24 protein-coding genes and 1 pseudogene are annotated in these 19,460 nt (G+C 56.0%); 17 read left to right on the top strand and 8 right to left on the bottom strand.

Annotation, left to right across the window (positions count from 1 at the left end; translation table 11 throughout):
- Nucleotides 1-71: 71 nt before the first annotated feature.
- The 3 genes from rpmG to radC form a co-directional block, all read right to left on the bottom strand.
- Nucleotides 72-239, bottom strand: coding sequence for a 50S ribosomal protein L33 (rpmG, locus tag SSARUM2_RS23785; RefSeq protein WP_002442576.1), 168 nt, complete (start codon nt 237-239; stop codon nt 72-74).
- 11 nt (nt 240-250) lie between these two features.
- Nucleotides 251-487 carry a 50S ribosomal protein L28 gene (gene rpmB / locus SSARUM2_RS23790; protein WP_004931195.1) on the bottom strand — a complete coding sequence of 79 codons (237 nt, stop codon included), beginning with the start codon at nt 485-487 and terminating at the stop codon, nt 251-253.
- A gap of 262 nt (nt 488-749) precedes the next feature.
- A complete protein-coding gene (gene radC / locus SSARUM2_RS23795) occupies nt 750-1,433 on the bottom strand; it encodes a DNA repair protein RadC (RefSeq protein WP_033654522.1) in 684 nt (227 codons plus the stop codon).
- Between the two features lie 183 nt (nt 1,434-1,616).
- Here radC and coaBC point away from each other — a divergent pair, with 183 nt between their 5' ends.
- The 3 genes from coaBC (at nt 1,617) to slmA (ending at nt 4,118) form a co-directional block, all read left to right on the top strand.
- On the top strand, nt 1,617-2,834 hold the full coding sequence (gene coaBC, locus SSARUM2_RS23800; RefSeq protein ID WP_060453256.1) for a bifunctional phosphopantothenoylcysteine decarboxylase/phosphopantothenate--cysteine ligase CoaBC: 1,218 nt from the start codon (nt 1,617-1,619) through the stop codon (nt 2,832-2,834).
- Nucleotides 2,812-3,270 (top strand): dUTP diphosphatase, encoded by a 459-nt coding sequence (gene dut / locus SSARUM2_RS23805; RefSeq protein ID WP_033636478.1) that lies wholly within the window; start codon nt 2,812-2,814, stop codon nt 3,268-3,270. Before coaBC ends, dut begins: the two co-directional genes overlap by 23 nt.
- 251 nt (nt 3,271-3,521) lie before the next feature.
- A complete protein-coding gene (slmA, locus tag SSARUM2_RS23810; RefSeq protein ID WP_004931203.1) occupies nt 3,522-4,118 on the top strand; it encodes a nucleoid occlusion factor SlmA in 597 nt (198 codons plus the stop codon).
- Between the two features lie 31 nt (nt 4,119-4,149).
- Here the strand turns inward: slmA and pyrE are convergent, their stop codons facing one another.
- Nucleotides 4,150-4,791: an orotate phosphoribosyltransferase gene (gene pyrE, locus SSARUM2_RS23815; RefSeq protein WP_004931204.1), complete on the bottom strand. Its 642-nt coding sequence runs from the start codon at nt 4,789-4,791 to the stop codon at nt 4,150-4,152.
- Between the two features lie 96 nt (nt 4,792-4,887).
- Nucleotides 4,888-5,604, bottom strand: coding sequence for a ribonuclease PH (gene rph, locus SSARUM2_RS23820; protein ID WP_025160305.1), 717 nt, complete (start codon nt 5,602-5,604; stop codon nt 4,888-4,890).
- A 126-nt stretch (nt 5,605-5,730) separates the two neighbouring features.
- Here rph and SSARUM2_RS23825 point away from each other — a divergent pair, with 126 nt between their 5' ends.
- From SSARUM2_RS23825 to SSARUM2_RS23840, 4 genes are all read left to right on the top strand, one after another.
- Nucleotides 5,731-6,594: a YicC/YloC family endoribonuclease gene (locus tag SSARUM2_RS23825; protein WP_015379441.1), complete on the top strand. Its 864-nt coding sequence runs from the start codon at nt 5,731-5,733 to the stop codon at nt 6,592-6,594.
- A 175-nt stretch (nt 6,595-6,769) separates the two neighbouring features.
- On the top strand, nt 6,770-7,993 hold the full coding sequence (locus tag SSARUM2_RS23830) for a site-specific integrase (RefSeq protein WP_028128078.1): 1,224 nt from the start codon (nt 6,770-6,772) through the stop codon (nt 7,991-7,993).
- Nucleotides 7,994-8,701 carry a hypothetical protein gene (locus SSARUM2_RS23835; RefSeq protein WP_071525966.1) on the top strand — a complete coding sequence of 236 codons (708 nt, stop codon included), beginning with the start codon at nt 7,994-7,996 and terminating at the stop codon, nt 8,699-8,701.
- A gap of 294 nt (nt 8,702-8,995) precedes the next feature.
- Nucleotides 8,996-9,214 carry an AlpA family phage regulatory protein gene (locus SSARUM2_RS23840; RefSeq protein WP_071525965.1) on the top strand — a complete coding sequence of 73 codons (219 nt, stop codon included), beginning with the start codon at nt 8,996-8,998 and terminating at the stop codon, nt 9,212-9,214.
- Between the two features lie 30 nt (nt 9,215-9,244).
- Here the strand turns inward: SSARUM2_RS23840 and SSARUM2_RS23845 are convergent, their stop codons facing one another.
- Entirely contained in the window at nt 9,245-9,436 is a 192-nt protein-coding gene (locus tag SSARUM2_RS23845) for a toxin-antitoxin system HicB family antitoxin (RefSeq protein WP_071525978.1), read from the bottom strand.
- A gap of 135 nt (nt 9,437-9,571) precedes the next feature.
- On the opposite strand from SSARUM2_RS23845, the gene SSARUM2_RS23850 reads away from it, so the two are divergent.
- The 9 genes and pseudogenes from SSARUM2_RS23850 to SSARUM2_RS24390 all read left to right on the top strand — a co-directional run.
- Entirely contained in the window at nt 9,572-9,748 is a 177-nt protein-coding gene (locus SSARUM2_RS23850) for a host cell division inhibitor Icd-like protein (RefSeq protein ID WP_016929676.1), read from the top strand.
- A complete protein-coding gene (locus SSARUM2_RS23855; RefSeq protein ID WP_016929675.1) occupies nt 9,741-10,094 on the top strand; it encodes a hypothetical protein in 354 nt (117 codons plus the stop codon). The genes SSARUM2_RS23850 and SSARUM2_RS23855 overlap by 8 nt, the downstream gene beginning before the upstream one ends.
- Before the next feature lie 44 nt (nt 10,095-10,138).
- A complete protein-coding gene (locus tag SSARUM2_RS23860; protein ID WP_028128077.1) occupies nt 10,139-10,420 on the top strand; it encodes a hypothetical protein in 282 nt (93 codons plus the stop codon).
- Nucleotides 10,417-10,767, top strand: a complete 351-nt coding sequence (locus tag SSARUM2_RS23865) for a DUF5375 family protein (protein WP_016929673.1) — start codon at nt 10,417-10,419, stop codon at nt 10,765-10,767. Before SSARUM2_RS23860 ends, SSARUM2_RS23865 begins: the two co-directional genes overlap by 4 nt.
- A gap of 9 nt (nt 10,768-10,776) precedes the next feature.
- Nucleotides 10,777-13,458 carry a TOPRIM and DUF927 domain-containing protein gene (locus SSARUM2_RS23870; protein WP_016929672.1) on the top strand — a complete coding sequence of 894 codons (2,682 nt, stop codon included), beginning with the start codon at nt 10,777-10,779 and terminating at the stop codon, nt 13,456-13,458.
- Nucleotides 13,459-13,881: 423 nt separating this feature from the next.
- Nucleotides 13,882-14,151 carry a hypothetical protein gene (locus tag SSARUM2_RS23875; RefSeq protein WP_016929671.1) on the top strand — a complete coding sequence of 90 codons (270 nt, stop codon included), beginning with the start codon at nt 13,882-13,884 and terminating at the stop codon, nt 14,149-14,151.
- A 3-nt stretch (nt 14,152-14,154) separates the two neighbouring features.
- On the top strand, nt 14,155-14,631 hold the full coding sequence (locus SSARUM2_RS23880; protein WP_016929670.1) for a hypothetical protein: 477 nt from the start codon (nt 14,155-14,157) through the stop codon (nt 14,629-14,631).
- A gap of 2 nt (nt 14,632-14,633) precedes the next feature.
- On the top strand, nt 14,634-14,879 hold the full coding sequence (locus tag SSARUM2_RS23885) for an ogr/Delta-like zinc finger family protein (protein WP_016929669.1): 246 nt from the start codon (nt 14,634-14,636) through the stop codon (nt 14,877-14,879).
- A 253-nt stretch (nt 14,880-15,132) separates the two neighbouring features.
- Nucleotides 15,133-15,252 (top strand): annotated as a pseudogene (locus SSARUM2_RS24390) (IS256 family transposase); the annotation flags it as partial.
- 84 nt (nt 15,253-15,336) lie between these two features.
- Here SSARUM2_RS24390 and SSARUM2_RS23890 read toward each other — a convergent pair.
- The gene (locus SSARUM2_RS23890; protein WP_282488513.1) at nt 15,337-17,754 is read right to left on the bottom strand and encodes a membrane-bound PQQ-dependent dehydrogenase, glucose/quinate/shikimate family; all 2,418 of its coding nucleotides are present in this window, start codon (nt 17,752-17,754) and stop codon (nt 15,337-15,339) included.
- Nucleotides 17,751-18,653 (bottom strand): alpha/beta hydrolase, encoded by a 903-nt coding sequence (locus SSARUM2_RS23895; RefSeq protein ID WP_016929666.1) that lies wholly within the window; start codon nt 18,651-18,653, stop codon nt 17,751-17,753. The genes SSARUM2_RS23890 and SSARUM2_RS23895 overlap by 4 nt, the downstream gene beginning before the upstream one ends.
- 71 nt (nt 18,654-18,724) lie before the next feature.
- On the opposite strand from SSARUM2_RS23895, the gene SSARUM2_RS23900 reads away from it, so the two are divergent.
- The gene (locus SSARUM2_RS23900) at nt 18,725-19,354 is read left to right on the top strand and encodes a TetR/AcrR family transcriptional regulator (RefSeq protein ID WP_016929665.1); all 630 of its coding nucleotides are present in this window, start codon (nt 18,725-18,727) and stop codon (nt 19,352-19,354) included.
- Nucleotides 19,355-19,460: the final 106 nt, after the last annotated feature.

Here is a 19,460-nt window from a genome sequence, read left to right on the forward strand (position 1 = left end):
CTCCGACGTTTTCTACCCTTTATAAAACAAAAAACCCGGCCAAGGCCGGGTTTTTCATTAATCCACTAAAATTATTTAATTTTAGCTTCTTTGTATACTACGTGCTGACGGACAACTGGATCGAATTTCTTCAGTTCCAATTTTTCCGGCTTAGTACGCTTGTTCTTCGTGGTGGTATAGAAGTGACCAGTACCAGCAGAAGAAACCAGCTTGATCTTCTCGCGAACACCTTTAGCCATGATTCAGTTCCTTAATACTTCTCACCACGGGCACGCAGATCGGCCAGAACCGTCTCAATACCCTTCTTATCGATAACACGCATACCTTTAGCAGATACACGCAGAGTTACAAAGCGCTTCTCAGCCTCAACCCAAAAACGGTGTGAGTGCAGGTTAGGCAGAAAACGGCGTTTGGTCGCGTTCATTGCGTGGGAACGGTTGTTACCGCTCACCGGGCGCTTGCCAGTAACTTGGCAGACTCGGGACATGTCTATTCTCCAAAAATCAAATCAGCTCGAGCTTCGTATAGGGTATGGCCGCCTCGTCAGGCTTTTAGAGCCCATCTCAGCAAACTTCATACTGAGGAGACTCTCGTCATCAGGTAGAAACCACACATCAGGTCAGAAACCTGCTGAGATAGGCTCTTGCGCCAAACCCAAGATTCTCAAAGGTGGCGTAGTATACGCTCTGAAGCGTAAGTGCTCAAGTCCCGAACAGCTAAAGATCCCACAAGGATCGCGAAAAAATCGCTTAAAGCCATCCGCGCTCGGCAAAAGAGACGCATTCACCCCGACCGATCACCAAATGATCAAGCACTCGGATCTCCAATAACTGACAGGCTTTCACCACCTGTTCCGTTATCAAGCGGTCGGCATGACTGGGTTCAGCCTTACCCGAAGGGTGATTATGCGCGAGAATCAGCGCGGCGGCATTAGCCTTCAACGCTTCGCGCACAATTTCTCTCGGGTAGACGACGACGCTGCTGATGGTACCAGCAAACATCTCCTGATGGCGAATAACCCGGTGCTGATTGTCTAAAAACAATACCAAAAAGACCTCCCGCTCGCGATGCGCCAGCAGGCTTTGCAGATAATGCTGGGTGACGCGCGGATTGAGCATGGCGTTTTCCTGCGACAAATGGCTGGAAAAGAAGCGCAGCGCCAGCTCGGCAATCGCCTGCAGCTGCGTATAGCTGGCGTCCCCCAGGCCTTTTTGGCTGCAAAAAGCCTGATGATCGGCCGACATCAGGTGATAAAGCGAGCCGAACCGGCGCAGCAGCTGCTCCGCCAGCTGCATCACGTGCACGCCGGGCAACCCGGTGCGCAAGAAAATGGCCAACAGCTCTGCGTCGGACAGCGCCGCCGCCCCCTGCATCAGCAGCTTTTCACGCGGTGCCAGCGCGCCCGGCCAGCACGCCACAATCGAGTTGCTCATCGTGTTCCTCCCTGAAAGGGCTACAGCATGCCATGTGCCACCCGGCGCGTTCGACAGGTGTTTGATAACATTGCGAAGTGTTTCGCAAAGCACAATGTAACGCCCTGCAGCCATTGCGGAATCGCTCACCTGAACGGCGGATATGCTAAAATGGCGCATCTTTCGGCTTTCAATCGGACAATGATGATGACGGGACTTTCCGGCAAACATATTGTGCTTGGCATCAGCGGCGGCATCGCCGCTTACAAATGCCCAGAGCTGGTGCGCCGCCTGCGCGACAGGGGCGCGGAAGTGCGCGTGGTGATGACCCACGCCGCCAAGGCGTTCATTACGCCACTGACGCTGCAGGCCGTTTGCGGCTACCCGGTGTCCGACGATCTGTTGGATCCCGCCGCCGAAGCCGCCATGGGCCACATCGAACTCGGCAAGTGGGCGGATCTGGTTATTCTGGCGCCGGCGACCGCCGATCTGCTGGCGCGCGTGGCCGCCGGCATGGCCAACGATCTGCTGACCACCGTCTGCCTGGCGACCGATGCCCCCATCGCCGCCGCGCCCGCCATGAACCAGCAGATGTATCGCGCCGCCGCCACGCAGGCCAACCTGCAAACGCTGCAGGAGCGCGGCATGCTGCTTTGGGGGCCGGACAGCGGCAGCCAGGCCTGCGGCGACGTCGGCCCGGGCCGCATGTTGGATCCGCTGAACATCGTCGACCTGGCGAACGCGCATTTTTCCGCCCCGCAGGATCTGCAACATTTGCAGGTTATGATCACCGCCGGCCCGACGCGTGAAGCGCTGGATCCGGTGCGTTTCATCAGCAACCACAGCTCCGGCAAAATGGGCTTCGCCATCGCCCGCGCCGCCGCCGCCCGCGGCGCGCAGGTGACGCTGATCGCCGGGCCGGTCAGCCTGCCGACGCCGCCATCGGTCACCCGAGTGGACGTCACCAGCGCGCTGGAGATGGAGCAGGCGGTGCAACAGCGCGCCGCGCAGCAGCAGATTTTCATCTCCTGCGCCGCCGTGGCCGACTACCGCCCCGAGCGGATCGCCGATGAAAAAATAAAAAAACAGGGTGATGAAATCATCCTCAAGATGGTAAAAAACCCCGACATCGTCGCCGGCGTGGCGGCGATGACCAAAAATCGACCGTTTGTCGTGGGGTTTGCCGCCGAAACCCAGAATGTGGAAGAATACGCGCGGCAAAAACTGGCGCGTAAGAAGCTGGATTTGATTTGCGCTAACGATGTATCGCTTGCAGAGCACGGGTTCAACAGCGACACCAATGCCCTGCACCTTTTTTGGCAGGATGGAGAGAAACGCCTGGCGCTGAGCGACAAGGCACTCCTTGGCCAACGTTTAATAGACGAGATAGTCAGCCGTTATGATGAAAAAAATCGACGTTAAGATCCTCGACCCGCGCATCGGTCAGGATTTCCCGCTACCGACCTACGCCACCCCGGGCTCCGCCGGTCTCGACCTGCGCGCCTGCCTGGACAGCGCGGTAGAGCTGGCGCCGGGTGAAACCACGCTGCTGCCTACCGGCCTCGCGATCCATATCGCCGACGCAAGCCTGGCGGCGGTGATCCTGCCGCGCTCAGGCCTGGGCCATAAGCACGGCGTCGTGCTGGGCAACCTGGTCGGCCTGATCGACTCCGATTATCAGGGCCAGCTGATGGTGTCCGTTTGGAACCGCGGCCAGAAGCACTTCACCATAGAGCCGGGTGAACGCATCGCGCAGATGGTCTTCGTGCCGGTGGTGCAGGCAGAATTCAACCTGGTGGAAGAATTCGACGGCAGCGAGCGCGGCGAAGGCGGCTTCGGCCACTCGGGGCGCCACTAAGCGCCACCCAAGGCACGAGGGCCGGCAGGGAAACGTCGCCTGAACCTTGCCTTTCCGGGGAGAAGGATGTTCTCTGCGGCAAGGTTTTACCGCGACAATTGCAGCGCACACCAGGCAGCGCGGAAAAGGCCGTTAAGGCCGCTGACCCCAGCATCGTAAAAAAGCTATCACATAAGCCGCACAGAGCCTGCTCTGCAGCGGCCGGTGCCCGGGTTTCCGTCAGTTAAGTTTTAGCAAGGGTCTAATCAGACATGGCAGAAAAAGAAAAGACGAAAAGGAATCGGCGCGAGGAAATATTGCAGGCGTTAGCCCAGATGCTGGAGTCCAGCGACGGCAGCCAACGCATCACCACCGCCAAGCTCGCCGCGAACGTGGGTGTTTCTGAAGCTGCGCTGTACCGGCATTTCCCCAGCAAGACACGGATGTTCGACAGCCTGATCGAGTTTATCGAAGACAGCCTGATCACCCGCATCAACCTGATCTTGCAGGACGAGAAAGAGACGTTTAATCGTCTGCGCCTGATTTTACTGCTGATTCTGGGCTTTGCGGAACGCAACCCGGGGCTGACGCGCATCATGACCGGCCACGCGCTGATGTTTGAACAGGATCGCCTGCAGGGCCGCATCAACCAGCTGTTCGAACGCATCGAGGCGCAGCTGCGACAGGTGCTGAAAGAGCGCAAATTGCGCGAAGGCAAAGGCTTTATCGTCGATGAAACGCTGCTGGCCAGCCAGCTGCTGGCCTTCTGCGAAGGCATGTTGTCGCGCTATGTGCGTTCGGAATTCCGCTATCGCCCAACGCAGGAATTCGACGCCCGCTGGCCGCTGTTGGCGGCCCAGCTGCAATAAAGATAACGCCGGGCATGCCCGGCGTTTTTACTTACACCCCGTACTGCTCGCGGTAAGCGCGCACCGCCGCCAGGTGGTCCGCCATTTCCGGCTTCTCTTCCAGATAGGCGATCAGGTCCTTCAGCGTCACGATCGAAATCACCTTGCAGTGATAGTCGCGTTCCACTTCCTGAATGGCGGAGATATCCGCGCGGCCGCGTTCCTGACGGTCGAGGGAAATCAGCACGCCCGCCAGCGAAGCGCCGCTGGCGCCGATGATTTCCATCGACTCGCGGATCGCGGTGCCGGCGGTGATCACATCGTCCACCAACATCACGCGCCCCTGCAGCGGGCTGCCTACCAGCGAACCGCCTTCGCCGTGGGTCTTGGCTTCCTTGCGGTTAAAGCAGTAAGGCACGTCGCGCTCATGGTGTTCCGCCAACGCCACCGCCGTAGTGGTGGCGATAGGAATGCCTTTATAGGCCGGGCCAAACAGCAGGTCGAAATCGATGCCGGAGTCCATCAGAGCTTCGGCGTAGAAGCGCCCCAACAGCGCAAGATCGCGCCCGGTATTAAACAGGCCGGCGTTGAAGAAATACGGGCTGGTGCGGCCGGATTTCAGGGTGAACTCGCCGAATTTCAATACCTGCTTGTTAAGCGCGAACTCGATAAACTGGCGCTGATAGGCTTTCATTACTGCTTCTCCTCGTCTGAATCTGCTTAGGTCTTGTTATTACTGCCGCCCGATCGCCGGGCATAAAAAAGGCGACTTCTCAGTCGCCTTAAAAAATCAGTCCGCCAGCGCCGCTTTCTGCGCCTGGAAGATGGTTTCGATGCCCCCTCGGGCCAGCGCCAATAGCGCCAACAGCTCATCGTGGCTGAACGGCTCGCCTTCGGCGGTGCCCTGCACCTCAATCATGCGGCCATCTTCCATCATCACCACGTTCATGTCGGTTTCCGCCGCGGAATCCTCCACATACTCCAGATCGCACAGCGCTTCGCCATTGACGATGCCGACGGAAACCGCCGCCACCATGCCCTTCATCGGGTTGGCTTTCAGCTTGCCGTTGGCCACCAGCGTGTTCAACGCATCGGCCAGCGCCACGCAGGCGCCGGAGATCGAGGCAGTTCGGGTACCGCCGTCGGCCTGCAGTACGTCGCAGTCGAGGGTGATGGTGAATTCACCGAGCTTTTTCAGGTCTACCGCGGCGCGCAGCGAGCGGGCGATCAGGCGCTGGATCTCCAGAGTGCGGCCACCCTGTTTGCCTTTGGCGGCTTCACGAGCGTTGCGGCTGTGGGTGGAGCGCGGCAGCATGCCGTACTCGGCGGTGATCCAACCTTGCCCCTGGCCTTTCAGGAAGCGCGGAACGCCCTCTTCTACCGTGGCGGTGCACAAGACTTTGGTATCGCCAAACTCAACCAGCACTGAACCTTCAGCGTGTTTGGTATAGTGACGGGTCAGTGTCAGGGGGCGAACTTGCTGTGGTGCTCTGCCTGCAGGACGCATGGGCTCTCTCCGGCTTCAAATCAACTATTGGCTGCGCATTATACGGGCTTCGTGACGTAATGCCTATCCTGCCCGCAGCCGCGACGCTATAATCGTCCCATCTTTTCCTATTACGGGTACGCATCAATGATCCGCAGCATGACCGCCTACGCCCGGCGTGAAATCAAGGGTGAATGGGGCAGCGCAGCCTGGGAGCTGCGTTCCGTTAACCAGCGCTACTTAGAAACCTACATCCGCCTGCCGGAACAATTCCGCAGCCTGGAGCCGGTGATCCGTGAACGTATCCGTGGCCGCCTGACCCGCGGCAAAGTCGAATGCAACCTGCGTTTCGAGCTGGATCCAAGCGCGCAAAGCTCGCTGATCCTGAACGAAAAACTGGCCAAACAGCTGGTCGAAGCCGCCAACTGGGTGAAAATGCAGAGCGACGAAGGTGAAATCAACCCGATCGACGTGCTGCGCTGGCCGGGCGTGATGTCCGCGCAGGAGCAGGATCTGGACGCCATCAGCGCCGAGCTGATGCAGGCGCTGGACGGCGCGCTGGATGACTTCATCGTCGCACGCGAAAGCGAAGGTGCCGCGCTGAAAACGCTGATCGAACAGCGCCTCGACGGCGTCAGCGCCGAAGTGGTCAAAGTGCGCGCCCAGATGCCGAACATCCTGCAATGGCAGCGCGAGCGCCTGGTCAGCAAGTTGGAAGAGGCACAGGTACAGCTGGAAAACACCCGCCTGGAGCAGGAGCTGGTGCTGATGGCGCAGCGCATCGACGTCGCCGAAGAGCTGGACCGTCTGGAAGCGCACGTGAAAGAGACGCACAACATTCTGAAGAAGAAAGAAGCCGTCGGCCGCCGCCTCGACTTTATGATGCAGGAGTTCAACCGCGAATCGAACACCCTGGCCTCCAAGTCGATCAATGCCGACGTCACCGCTTCCGCCATCGAGCTGAAAGTGCTGATTGAGCAAATGCGCGAGCAGATCCAGAACATCGAGTAATTTATCAGCATGTGTCATGCAATATAAAATATTCATATAAGCCCGTCACTTACGGGCTTTTTTAGTCTCATTCAGTCCCACTTCACCTACTCAAATCTCACAATTTTGATGTACCATAGACTGTACCAACCATGAAAATGGTACATACACTTTTGGTACAAGGTAGTTATTGAGCGTGGGAAAACTTACGGATATACAGATAAAAGCTTGGGTAAAGGCGGGGGAACGCTTCGAAGGCAGGGCCGATGGTAATGGTCTCTATCTTTGTTACCGCGATAGCTTCGCAACACCAAAATGGCGCTTCCGCTACAGTTTGGCAGGTAAAGCGCGAGCTATGTGGATCGGGTCCTATGGGGAGCTTTCCCTTGCTAAAGCGCGTGAAACAGTCAGGATGCTTTCAGCAAGAGTTGCTCTTGGGTATGACGTGGCAGGTGAGAAAAAAGAGCGTAAAGCGTCTGCTATCGCCAAAATCGAGGCAGATAAGAACGCACGTCGAGTCTCTGACCTAGCGACCGAATATTTTGAGCGGCAGATTCTTGGCCGCTGGAAGCATCCAGACATTCTCAGACGTAGAATAGATAAGGATATCAATCCAAGTATCGGCCATCTTAAAGCTGATGAAGTTAAGCCACGGCATATTGATGATATGCTACAAAATATCGTTTCACGTGGTGCCCCAACCGTAGCCAACGATGTCTTACGTTGGACTAAAAGAATTTTCAATTACGGGATTAAAAGACATATTCTTGAGGTAAACCCTGCTGCTGCATTCGAACTTGCGGATGCAGGTGGGCAAGAGGAATCGCGGGAAAGATTTCTTACTGATGACGAACTATCCCAATTATTCTCGGCAATGAAAAAAGCCAAAGGATTCGGCCGACAAAATGAGCTCACGTTTAAACTACTTTTACTCCTTTGTTGTAGGAAAATGGAGCTATGCTCAGCTCGATGGGAAAATATAGACTTAAATAATGCCATTTGGCACCTAACCGGTACAAAAAATGGTGATGATATTGATATTCCTCTTCCCGAGAATGCCATATTATGGCTAAATGAACTCAAGATTATGTCATGCAACAGTGAATGGGTTCTTCCCGCAAGGAAAATGCAGAATCGTATGATCCCCCATATTGTAGAAAGCACCCTCCCAGTTGCTCTTGCAAAGCTACGACTTCACTTACATGGCATTGATAATTTCACTATTCATGATTTTCGACGTACAGCCAGAACACACCTCGCCTCGCTTGGCGTTGATCCTATAGTTGCAGAACGCTGCCTTAATCACAGAATCAAAGGTGTTGAAGGTATTTATAATAGACATCAGTATTTTGATGAGCGAAAGAAAGCATTACTATTATGGCAAGATAAATTAATTAAATTAGATATGGACTCTGATTAAATGAAAAGTTTTCAGCGGATGACGGCATTCGAAAGATTCGCAACCTTACCATCTATTACTATCGATGAGCTGTCTAAATGTTTGGTCGGAGTATCACCATACGCAAGAAGAAAAGACATAGATGGTGAACATCTTGAGATAATCACTCATATACGAGTGAGAATAAAAAGAACTCTAGAAGAGATTTTCAAAAACGAAAAAATACCCAGGGTTACAAACTATGGTGAATACAAACCGCATCCGCACCCAATAGATATGGATGAGAAGGTAAAATCAGACATTATATTCTCAGTCGGATTTAACTGTCGGGATGATGTGACAACGCCAAGTGCAATCATTGATAGATGTAAAGTTGCCATTAGTAGTTTAGCAATGAACTCCAAAACAAGGTCACTTCTTCAATTCATTGGTGGCGAAGCTGAATTACTGGGTAAGCAATTAGTTGCTAATAATAGAGGGCTATACAAAAAAGAAGAGGAAGTTGTTAGCCTAAATAAAATTATTGGTATAACCGTAAGCTTACTTGCGCAGGAGAAAAATAAGTCCAATCCATCAAAATGGCTAAAAAAAGACAACACTGTATGTGTTGAGCATGTTAAAGACTTAATTGATGACTTTGTCGAAAAAAATGGAATTTCCAGTGATGGGTTAAGAGCCTCTTCGATCAGAAGTAAAATATCAGCCGCCATAAAGACAGTTTACGACTAAAATCAATATATTAACACTCACAAAACATACATGTGAGTGTTTTACCACCTTAAAAACCAACTCATCACGCTCCATCCCCCTCCCTGCGTATCCATGCAGCTCCCAAAGATTACCCATGAAAATAAAAACAAATAAAAATCAATTAGATACAAACACAACAACACCACACTAACTCAATGAAACTGGTTTTGTTTTATTGGAATTAACATTGATTTTATGTAATTCCATTTTCGCTGGAACTATAACGCCGTGGGTTTTAATCTCGCATCATCTCATGGCATCACAGGTATCAACATGCAAACAACTAATTGTAATAATTACGGTTTTATACCTCAGACGGGTTTTGTTAGACAAAGAACGCTTATGCCTTGTTTGCCTTTTTCACACGCAACACTTTGGAGAAGGGTTTCAGCAGGAACATTTCCAAGACCAGTAAAAATTTCAGCGAAGATTACTGCATGGAAAGCAGAAGAAATCAGGGAGTGGATCAATGCTCAAAACGATCTTGCCTGATGCGGCCAGAACGCCGCATCAAACAAAGAATCAACCTTTGGGCTCGATACCACGGCGTTTTAATTCGTTTCTGGCTAACTCTTTGAACCAGTTTCCGAGGCTCATCTCGTCTTTGGCTGCTTCGGTGTTTAGCTGTTCTCTTAGGTCTGGCGGGATTCTAATTTGAAAAGTCGGAGAAAAACCTTCGCCTTTAGGACTTTTGTCTCGTTTTGTAGTTGACATGTACGTACATAACCTCTTAGTATCATCACTGTTATGTACGTACATTATCACGGCGTGCGTATTAAACACAACGGCTCTGAACAGTGCGGTAACACTGCCAGAGCCTCACCATTCACGTAAATTGAGAGCAACGCTATGGCTACATCAAAGTGTACCTACATCTTTGCCGCAATCAACCGCACCCAGCGCAAAATCCGTCCGGTGATGTTGCGTATTACTGCCGGTGACGAACGCAGCGCCCGCCGCCAGTTGGCCGGTGACTACTTACTCCTGTTCGCCGGTCGCCTGCCACAGGGAGGCTGCCATGCGTGAGTTTCCCCAGCACGGCGAGCGCTATCGCCATCAGCAAGGCAGAACGGTGCGTATCCTGAGCCTATATCGCGCCGATGAGGCAACGGCCCGTAACAACCCGGAGTTCGCCTATGAAGTGGTGTTTGAGTATGACCTGTCCGGCAACATGACTTCCATGCCGCTACCGTGGTTCAGCGAGGTGTACAGCAAAATCGCCGATGCGCCGCGCAACCTTGCTCCCCGGTCTGCCGCCGGTCAGTCGCCGCTCTGGCTGCACCCGTCTGTAAAGGTGGTCTACAGCCGCCAGTGGGAGACGCGACGGCCGACGCCGGAGCACGACGACACCCATTATTCCCGCTTCCTGTAACGCGGTTTATCACGCTTCATTTTCGATTCTGACGGACAAAAATCATGACTTCATCACATGGGCAAACATCAGCTCAGGGCACGCTGTTGCCGCCATCCTGCCGCTACCTGTCTTACGGCATGACCGAAGACGCCTTTGAGAAACTTAATCGCGCCAAGCAGGCGTGTTCGCTGCTGGATATGTTGTTCGCCGGGCAGGCCGCATCAGCGCCGTTCCCGACCGGTATCACCACGCAGGAAATGGCCGCCATGGTGGCTTACCTGTCGGAGGATTTGGCCTTCGTTCAGGCGCAGTGCGCCGCAATTAACGGGGAGGTGGTCGCATGACGCTGGATAACGGTTCTGCCTCCTGCATTCCACTGGAAGTGCGCACCGCGCTGTTTCGCCGTGCAGTAGCCGAAGCCTATCTCGCCGCCTGTGCGGCGCAGGGCATGACGCTGCCCCACACGCTGGACAGCCTGCAGATGCTGATTGCCAGCGACATCGAAGCGCTGTTCGTGAAGCTGCACGGCGTTGACGAAGGCATGGCGATTGCCTGCTCGTTGCTGGGCGAAATGGTAGCCCCGGACATTCTGCTGGCGGCACCGCAGCTCACGGCGCAGGGCTGCAACATCATGGCGGAGCTGTGCGGCGTGGCGGTCACATCCGGCCATCCGGCACCGACGCTGCATTAAGGGGGCGCAATGACCAAGTTAGAACAGACCAAACAGGCCGCCCGCGGCCGCTGGGACGTTATTTTTCCGCTGCTGGGGGTCACGGTACCCCCTCACGGTCAGCACGGCCCCTGCCCGTCGTGCGGCGGCACCAAGCCGTTTCGCATGGACGACAAGAACGGCGACGGCCGCTGGATTTGTACGCACTGCACACACGGCGACGGACTGGACTTGGTGGCGAAGGTCAACGGCCTCAGCCTCGGTCAGGCCGTCAACGAAGTGGCCGACGTGCTGCAACTGAGTCAGGTGCAGCAACAGCCGCCCAAGCCCGCCAGAAGAGAAGCCGCCAAACCGGCACCGGCGGTGGCCGACACGGTAACGCAGTGGCTGGCCACCTGCACGGAGGGGCAAAGCGAGTATCTTACCGGCAAGGGGTTTGCCAGCCTGCCGCAGCCGCTGACCACCACGGCCCGCAAGAGCGGCGGTGTGGACTTTCCACCGGGGTCGCTGCTGCTGGCGCTGACGGACATCGACGGCGCCGTGACGGGCGCGCAGTTGATTTCTCCGCTGGGTGATAAGCGGCTGTTGCCGGGGACGGTGCAAAAGGGGGCATTTATCGCCCTCAGTGCGTCCCCACAGAGCGACGCGCCGCCGACGCAGGTGATTATCACCGAAGGCTACGCCACCGCGCTGACGGCCGCCCAGCTCGCCACAGGCTGGGTGGTGGCCGCCATCTCGGCCAGCAATCTGCCAAACGTGGCGCAGGCGGTGCACGCCCGCTGGCCGCAGGCCCGTATCGTCATCGCAGGAGACAATGACTTCTACGACGGCAAAGAGAACACCGGCAAAGTCTGGGCGGAGAAAGCCGCCAAGGCCGTCAACGGCTGCGTGACGCTGCCGCCGACCCGCCATAAGGCGGACTGGAACGACTTTATGCAGGAGAACGGCCCGGCACGCGCCAAGGAGGCATTTAACGAAGAGCTGGTGCAACTGGGTAAGTCGGCGGTGAAACTGCCGCAGGGCTTCCGGCTGACGCAGGAATACCTGTGGTTTGACAAGCAGGTGCAGAAGTCGGACGGCGACACCGAAATCCGCAACATCAAAATCAGCAACCCGTTGCGGGTGACGGCCATCACCTGCGACGCCGACGGCGGCAACTTCGGCCGTTTGCTGGAATGGGAGGACACCTACGGCCAGCCGCGTAAATGGGCGATGCCGATGGAGATGCTGAGCGGCAGCGGCGAAGAGCTGCGCCGTATCCTGCTGGTCAACGGCCTGTCGTACATCAGCACCACCGGCGAGGCCCGCGCCCGGCTGATGGAGTACATCTCCCTGTGCAAGCCGGAGCGCAAAGTCACCTGCGTGAACAAAACCGGCTGGCACGGCGATGTCTATGTGTTGCAGGACGAGGTGATTGGCGACGGTGCGGAAGCGGTGATTTTGCAAACCGCCAGCGTGCAGGGCAAAGATTTTCGCGTGGCCGGGACGCTGGACGACTGGCAGGAGCAGATTGGCCGGTACTGTGTCGGCAACTCCCGCGTGGCCTTTGCGGTCAGTCTGGCGTTTGCCGCGCCGCTGCTGCGTCTGGTAGGGATGGACGGCGGTGGGTATCACCTCAAGGGCGAATCCACCGACGGCAAGACCACCACCATGAAGGCGGCCACCTCGGTGTGCGGCGGCCCGGATTACTGGCACACATGGCGCTCCACCGGTAATGCACTGGAAGGCACCGCCAGCCGCCGCAACGACGCGGCGATGATGCTCGATGAAATCCGGGAGGTGGACGGCCGTGAGGCCGGAAACATCGCTTATATGCTGGCGAACGGCCAAGGCAAGGGGCGGGCAGGCACTGACGGCGAGTTACGCGCCCGCAAGCAGTGGCGGCTGTTGTTCTTCTCCACCGGAGAGCTGTCGCTTACCGAGCACGCTGCCCGTGCCGGCGAACGGACGTTTGCCGGGATGGAAGTGCGGATGCTCCAGATACCGAGCGACTCCGGCAAATACGGCGTATTTGAAAGCCTGCACGGGTTCGACAGCGGCAAGGCGCTGGCGGAACATTTTGAAGTTGCCACCGCGACGGTGTACGGCACGCCGTTCCGCGCCTGGCTGAAGGCCCTCACCGCCGACCTGAACAGCATGACGGCCAGCGCCAAGGCGCTGATGAAGGAGTACACCCAACTGCTGATGCCGGATAACGCCGGTAATCAGGTCGGGCGGGCTATTAACCGCTTTGCGCTGGTTGCCATGGCCGGGGAGCTGGCGACGCGACTCGGCATCACCGGCTGGCCGGAGGGGGAAGCACTGCGGGCGACCCAGACCTGTATGCGCGCATGGCTGGCTGACCGGGGTCACAGCGCCAATCAGGAAGACATTGCCGCGCTGGAACAGGTGCGCACCTTCTTCACGGCCGGGCAGTTCAGCCGCTTTGCCGACTGGCATAACGAGATGAACCGCCCCGGCAACATGGTGGGCTGGCGCAAGGTGGAGAAAGGCAACCATGCCCGGCAGGTGGAGGCGGTGACGACGTTCTATGTGATGCCGTCCGGCTGGAAAGAAATCTGCAAGGGCTACGATGCGCGGAAGGTGGCAAGGCTGTGTGCAGAGGCCGGTTTTCTGGTTCCGGCCAAGGACGGCAAAATGCAAACGGCCACCCGCCCGCCAGAGATGGGCGTCAAGAAGCTGTATGTCTTCACCAGTGACGTCTTAGGGTAAGGCTCTACGCGAGTCTTATTATTAAGGGGTAACAGAGGTAACAGGGGTTACAGCGTTGTAATCACTGGGGAAAATCTGTTACCCCTTTTATTTGGGTTGGGGTAACAGGGGTAACAATATCGGCGTCGTTTTATCCTGTTACCCGTTGTTACCCCAACCATTCTCGCCGGGGTAACACATTTTTTCCTTTTAAATCATCTCTGTAACCTGTGTAACCCCTGTTACCCCCGCGAATCGATAAAGGCATAGGCCGATTCACCGAAACGCCCCTTCTCTGGCGGGCTATTCCTTCCCGTAAAATATCACCTAACCAATTGAAAAAAGGCCATATTGTGTAGCCGGAGTGACAACCGTGTTTGATTGAGCGGTTGTACCGGTTATCGGACACTGTTCACACAACATAACGAACTGGAGTTTTTTTCGATGACCACCAAGACCCCGCTTGTCGCACTGTCTGAACGCTTGTTGCAGCAACAACCCGGCTTTGATGACGCACGTAACGGCTTTTACAAAAAGAAAACGGAGCTGAATGACATCCGTCAGGTCATTGCGACCACACACGATAAGAAACGCGCAGCGGAAGAGCAGGCCGTCATGGACGACAAAGGCTGGCGTAAGCGGTTCCGCAAGGCAAAGGGCGAACTGACGCCGGAGATGCAAGACCTGCATACCCAACGCATCATCAAACGTTAACTGGTGAATGAATACGACGGGCTGCTGGCCGAACTGGAAGATGATAAGGAAGAGGCAATGGTTGCGGTCTGCAACGCCGCCAGTGCTTATGACCAGAAGCACCGCGCGCTTTTGCGCACCTACTCCGAAATGACGCTGGAGGTTACGCTGGATCAAGCCTCAACCCTGATCCGCGCGGTTGCTTTACGACTCCATGCCCAGTCGCGTCTCGGCCACGATGAACAGCAGTTCCACAACAACAACCTGTGCGCGCGAGATCCACACGGTGTCGTGATGCAGGAAGTCATGCAGGCACTGGTTGAACGTGCCGCTAATTTCCACCTGAGCACAGAGGGCGACCCTATTCTTGAGGCGATTGGGTTGTACGGCCCGGATTTCAGTGGCCTTGACCAGAGGCTAATTAACAGCCCGGCCTCACGAATCAAACTCGGCAAGGAAATCGCCGCCCGCAAACAAGCCAAAGCGGAAGAGGAGGAATAACCATGATGCGCTGCCCTTTCTGCCGCAGCGGTGCACACACCCGTACCAGCCGCTATCTGACGGAACAGACCAAAGAGGCTTATTACCAGTGCCAGAATATTGACTGCTCCAGCACCTTTAAGACGCGAGAGAGTATCGAACACGTGATCCGCCAGCCATTGCCGCCACAACCGCTCATGGCGCCGGTGTCACCGCCACCACAGCAGCGAACGCTGAACCGCTACGGAAGCCACCACCACGTACATTGATGCCTCCCAACCCGCCCCCTTCCCGGTGCGGGTTTTGTTATTACCTAACCCCTCTCCTTTCGCGGCTTTTTCTCTGGCGGGCCTCTCTTTTTGAGCGTGCATGCATAGGGTGCATGATTTTGCATGCAAAAAAATGCATTTTTCACCCCCTCCCCCATCAGTACTGGCGCGGTTTGGAGCTGCTCATGCAACTGCATGAAAAGCGGTACATGAAGCGGGCAGGCGAGGCGGGGAGAGTATTGCGCGCAGAAGCGATCGCAATGATACTTTTAAACCTCAACTGGTGAAGAAGCACCAGAGCACACTTTCCTATGAGATCGAACACAAGATCACCCGTATGTTCGCGCTAAACATCAGCTACAAAGGTATCAGCTAGTAAATAGAGGGAGCGGACCATGTGAAAAAATTTCATGGCGTAATAGCCGAGCTCCGGTGCTATGCCTTGAATTCACTTGTTTCAAAGCGATTTCGGCAATGCAAACGCCATCACTTCGTCACCGCCCGAACTACCGAGGCCTGTATGCCCACCTGCGGCAATGACAACGTATTGGCGTCCATCCTTACCTTCGTAGACGCTGGGAGTGGCAATACCGCTGAACGGCAGTGTGGCGTGCCACAGCTCGCGGCCGGTACGCAAATCAAACGCCCGTAATGTGCGGTCGGCGGTGGCAGCGATAAAGATCAGGCCACCGCGGGTCACCACCGAGCCGCCCATGTTCGGCACGCCGACTTGCAGCGGCACATGCGAGGAAATGCCGAAGGGGCCGTTGTCGTAAGCGCTGCCCAACGGATGGCGCCAGAGAAGCTTGCGGGTTTTTAGATCGAGCGCGCTGATCATGCCCCAGGGTGGCTGATTGCAAGGGATGGCCAGTGGCGACAGGAACGGCTCTGCACTGACGGCGTAAGGCGTACCCAGTTGCGGGCCGCCGAAGTCGCCGCCTTTGCTGCCTTGGTTATCGCTGGCCGAAACCTTGTCACGTGGTGTCAGCTTGTTGATGATCGTCATATAGTTGTTGTTGGCCACGACAATATGGCGCAAGGGATCGACTGATACACCTCCCCATTCGAAGACACCCGCCGAGCCGGGATACGCCAGTGAGCCTTGTACCGATGGCGGCGTGAACGCTCCCTCGTAGCGCAGCTCCTTGAAGCGGATGCGGCAATACAGCTGATCGAACGGCGTAGCTCCCCACATGTCGCTTTCGCGCAACGTAGCCGGTGCAAATGTCGGCATGTCTGTCTGGAAGGGCTGGGTAGGTGACAGGTGTTCGCCTGACACAGCCTCTTGCGATACCGGCCGCTCCTCAATATGAGTCAGCGGGGCGCCTGTGCGCCGGTCGAGCATGAACAACTCACCGCGCTTGGTCGGTACCAGCAAGGCGAGTACTGGCGGCTCGTCCTGTGCGCCAGGCAAGTCGACCGTAGTCGGTTGAGACGGGATATCGTAGTCCCAGATGTCGTGATGGGTGGTCTGAAAGTGCCAGCGGATCTTTCCGCTATCCGCATCAACAGCGATCAGCGAACTGGCGTATTTTTCCGACACGGCTTGCCTGCCGCCGCCGAAGAAATCCGGTGTTTCATTACCGGTTGGCAGATAGACCAGGCCCAATACCGGATCAGTGCTGATCGGTGCCCATACATTGGGTGTGCCGCGCGTGTAGAACTCACCTTTGGGTGGAAGTGTCGTGCGATCGGTTCGGCCCATGTCGAAGGCCCAATCGAGTTCGCCAGTACGGGTATCGAATGCGCGCACGACGCCGGAGGGTTCGCCGCGTTCCACGTTATCAACCACCCACCCGCCGATCACAGCCTTGCCGCGTACGATTGAGGGTGGCGAGGTGACGTAGTAGAAACCTGGCTTGACCAGTCCCATGCCTGCGGTCAGGTCTATCTCGCCGTTCTGGCCGAACGCCGGACAGCGCTGACCGGTATCGGCATCAAGTGCGTACATCTTGGCATCCAGCGTGGCGGTGATAATTCGATGTGCGCAAACACCGGTGGCTCTTGGTGTTTCGTCATAGGATACGCCACGGCAGGCAAGAAACGGTGCTGCATTCAGATTCGCATGAGGGCTGAAGCGCCAGATCAATTTTCCTGTTTCCGGCGAAATGGCGATGACGTCAGCATGTGGGGTGCAGAACACGAGTTTATCGCGCACTTTCAACGGTGTGGCCTCGAACATGAACTCGCCCGCTTTACTGCCTTGGGGCAAGCCTGTTGCGCCGGAGTGGAAGCTCCAAGCCAGTTTGAGGTCGGCAACGTTGGCCGGGGTGATTTGCTCCAGCGGCGAGTAGCGCTGGCCACCGGGTGTTCGTCCGTAGTTCGGCCAATCTTCGGGGGCGATCGATGCCGAGTCGGCGGATATGTTCTCGGCGGGATATTGGTCCAATGCCGCAGCCAGATCGATGCCATGGAAAGGCTGCAAGCCGGCCACGAATGGGCTAAAGAGTAACAACGTCAGCGTGCTGCCGGCCAGCAGTGCCGGCCTGGTGCCACGCACCCGTTTTCGATGGCGTGCAAAAAAAGGACGAGCGAACCAGCGCCAGGTCAGTAACATTACGATGAACAACACTAAAAAGAACAGCACGCGCGGCAGTAGCGCGATGGGGTTCCAGCCGCATTCGTGCAAAGCCCAGATCAACGGCGCTGCACAAAAACCGGCATAGATCACTAAGCCGCTGTGACGTGCCAGCAGCAACAGCGGTGCCGCTATCAGCAACACGATACCTGCGATCGCGTAATACCAGGAACCATCCAGCATGATAAGGCGGATCCCGCCGTACAGCATGGCGGCACCGGCGAGTAACAGGATAAGTCCCAGAGAGGCACTGATCCAGCGGCAGGAACCGCGTGGATTCGTATTGCTTGTTGTCATGACGCCTGCCCCTGGTATTTAGTCACGGCTTTAACTTGGCGAAAGACCGCCTTCGCTTCCGGCAGGAAAGTGAGCCCCATGAATACGTGGAAACCCCCTGAGTATTCATGGTAATCAACTGTGACGCCTGAGATTTGCGCTTTTACTGCAAACTTTCGCGCGTCAACAACAAAGATATCGCGGTCGCCCTGGAATATGCTCATCGGCGGCATCCCCCGCAAGTCAGCGTAAAGCGGGCTCATGCTGGGTGCAGAGGGGGAAATGTCTCCTGCCCACATTCTCCCGCATTCGCGAAGGCCATCCACACCAAGCATGATGTCCCTACTCTCCAGCTCTCTCATTTCAGCGTCCTTCAAAGAGAGGTCCAACCATGGGGCAAACAGGATGAGATGGTCAGGGAGCGACAGCTCGTTATCGCGCCGACGAAGCGCAAGTGTAAGCGCAGCATTGCCCCCCGCACTGTCCCCCATCACGACGATTTGCTCATCCTTTCGGGCGGAAACGATGCTGTCATAGATCGTATCGATCAAAGCGGTACCAACGCGATAGTCATTTTCGGGAGCAAGGGCATACAGTGGAACGGTTACGGTAGCGCCGGTCGCGCCGATCACGGCGCTGATGATGCTCCAGTGTGCGCGAAGCAGTGGGTTCACGTAGGCGCCACCGTGCAGATAGAGCACATGCAGATCGCGTTTTCCTGTACGTGGCGTCAGCGTCACGACTCTTTGCTCTTGGTACACGCGCTCCTTGATATGGCATGAAGAGCGAAGTGCGCTTGGAATAGGCGCGGCCTGAGGGGCATCACGATTTAACAGTTGCTCGCGCAACTTCACCTCATTACCAAGAATTTTTGGCGCAATCCCCATCAAGAGTCTTGCGCAGGTGAGAAATACGCTCATGTGAATTTTCCGTAGAAGTAGTCGCTAATTTACGATACGATTCAGTATCGAAACTGTCAAGGATCATAATTATGTCGAAAATAACGCCAACAGACGCGGCTCCTTTGCCCCCGGAAACCGCCAGATCGGCCGTGGGGCGCCCCCGCGATGCTGAATTGGACTTGCGGATCATGCGGGCGGCACTAGCGCAGGTAGCGGAGGGCGGCTTCCATTCACTCACAATGGATGCGGTAGCTAAGCGGATTGGAGCAGGTAAAGCTTCACTGTACCGGCGGTGGAAGTCCCGCGACGCCCTGTTGGCTGACGCCCTACTGGCTTTCTCTCCTACCGATCTGCCCATCGATACGGGCACACTGCGTGGTGATCTCATCACCGTTTACGAACACTTCTACGGCCTGCACGACCCTGACATTCGCGTCGCAGTTATTGAGTTTCTGGGAAACCATCGCATCATGAGCGGTTGGGTAGAGCAGGAGATCCCAGGCTGGTTGAATAGTCGTCGTGTTCGAGTCTTGGAAATCATTGAACGTGCAATTAGTCGTGGTGAGCTGCAAGTTCCGGCCCAATTGAACCTGGATCTGCTCATCGACTTGTTGCCTGGTGTTATTCAATTTCGTCATACCGAGCGTAATCAGATAGTCAACAATGAGCTGATCGCTGAAGTAGTGGATCAGGTTCTTCTCCCTTTGTTATCCCGATAACTATGACCTACTGCACATACATAGGCGAAATAACTCTCGACGGCACGCTCCGCAAGGAATACAGTCCTGCTGCGATTTCACTACTGCTTCTGTCATCCAAAGAGCA

The organism is Serratia sp. K-E0102 (assembly GCF_029962625.1).
GTDB classification, from domain to species: Bacteria; Pseudomonadota; Gammaproteobacteria; order Enterobacterales; family Enterobacteriaceae; genus Serratia; species Serratia sarumanii.

Coding starts and splice junctions, on each gene's coding strand:
- SSARUM2_RS23840 (WP_071525965.1), top strand. CDS start 8,996: ATGCAAACAACTAATTGTAATAATTACGGTTTTATACCTCAGACGGGT.
- SSARUM2_RS23885 (WP_016929669.1), top strand. CDS start 14,634: ATGATGCGCTGCCCTTTCTGCCGCAGCGGTGCACACACCCGTACCAGC.
- SSARUM2_RS23865 (WP_016929673.1), top strand. CDS start 10,417: ATGACGCTGGATAACGGTTCTGCCTCCTGCATTCCACTGGAAGTGCGC.
- coaBC (WP_060453256.1), top strand. CDS start 1,617: ATGATGACGGGACTTTCCGGCAAACATATTGTGCTTGGCATCAGCGGC.
- SSARUM2_RS23825 (WP_015379441.1), top strand. CDS start 5,731: ATGATCCGCAGCATGACCGCCTACGCCCGGCGTGAAATCAAGGGTGAA.
- rpmG (WP_002442576.1), bottom strand. CDS start 239: ATGGCTAAAGGTGTTCGCGAGAAGATCAAGCTGGTTTCTTCTGCTGGT.
- rpmB (WP_004931195.1), bottom strand. CDS start 487: ATGTCCCGAGTCTGCCAAGTTACTGGCAAGCGCCCGGTGAGCGGTAAC.
- SSARUM2_RS23870 (WP_016929672.1), top strand. CDS start 10,777: ATGACCAAGTTAGAACAGACCAAACAGGCCGCCCGCGGCCGCTGGGAC.
- SSARUM2_RS23855 (WP_016929675.1), top strand. CDS start 9,741: ATGCGTGAGTTTCCCCAGCACGGCGAGCGCTATCGCCATCAGCAAGGC.
- SSARUM2_RS23860 (WP_028128077.1), top strand. CDS start 10,139: ATGACTTCATCACATGGGCAAACATCAGCTCAGGGCACGCTGTTGCCG.
- SSARUM2_RS23850 (WP_016929676.1), top strand. CDS start 9,572: ATGGCTACATCAAAGTGTACCTACATCTTTGCCGCAATCAACCGCACC.
- SSARUM2_RS23895 (WP_016929666.1), bottom strand. CDS start 18,653: ATGAGCGTATTTCTCACCTGCGCAAGACTCTTGATGGGGATTGCGCCA.
- SSARUM2_RS23890 (WP_282488513.1), bottom strand. CDS start 17,754: ATGACAACAAGCAATACGAATCCACGCGGTTCCTGCCGCTGGATCAGT.
- SSARUM2_RS23835 (WP_071525966.1), top strand. CDS start 7,994: ATGAAAAGTTTTCAGCGGATGACGGCATTCGAAAGATTCGCAACCTTA.
- SSARUM2_RS23900 (WP_016929665.1), top strand. CDS start 18,725: ATGTCGAAAATAACGCCAACAGACGCGGCTCCTTTGCCCCCGGAAACC.
- SSARUM2_RS23845 (WP_071525978.1), bottom strand. CDS start 9,436: ATGTCAACTACAAAACGAGACAAAAGTCCTAAAGGCGAAGGTTTTTCT.
- SSARUM2_RS23875 (WP_016929671.1), top strand. CDS start 13,882: ATGACCACCAAGACCCCGCTTGTCGCACTGTCTGAACGCTTGTTGCAG.
- pyrE (WP_004931204.1), bottom strand. CDS start 4,791: ATGAAAGCCTATCAGCGCCAGTTTATCGAGTTCGCGCTTAACAAGCAG.
- radC (WP_033654522.1), bottom strand. CDS start 1,433: ATGAGCAACTCGATTGTGGCGTGCTGGCCGGGCGCGCTGGCACCGCGT.
- dut (WP_033636478.1), top strand. CDS start 2,812: ATGATGAAAAAAATCGACGTTAAGATCCTCGACCCGCGCATCGGTCAG.
- rph (WP_025160305.1), bottom strand. CDS start 5,604: ATGCGTCCTGCAGGCAGAGCACCACAGCAAGTTCGCCCCCTGACACTG.
- slmA (WP_004931203.1), top strand. CDS start 3,522: ATGGCAGAAAAAGAAAAGACGAAAAGGAATCGGCGCGAGGAAATATTG.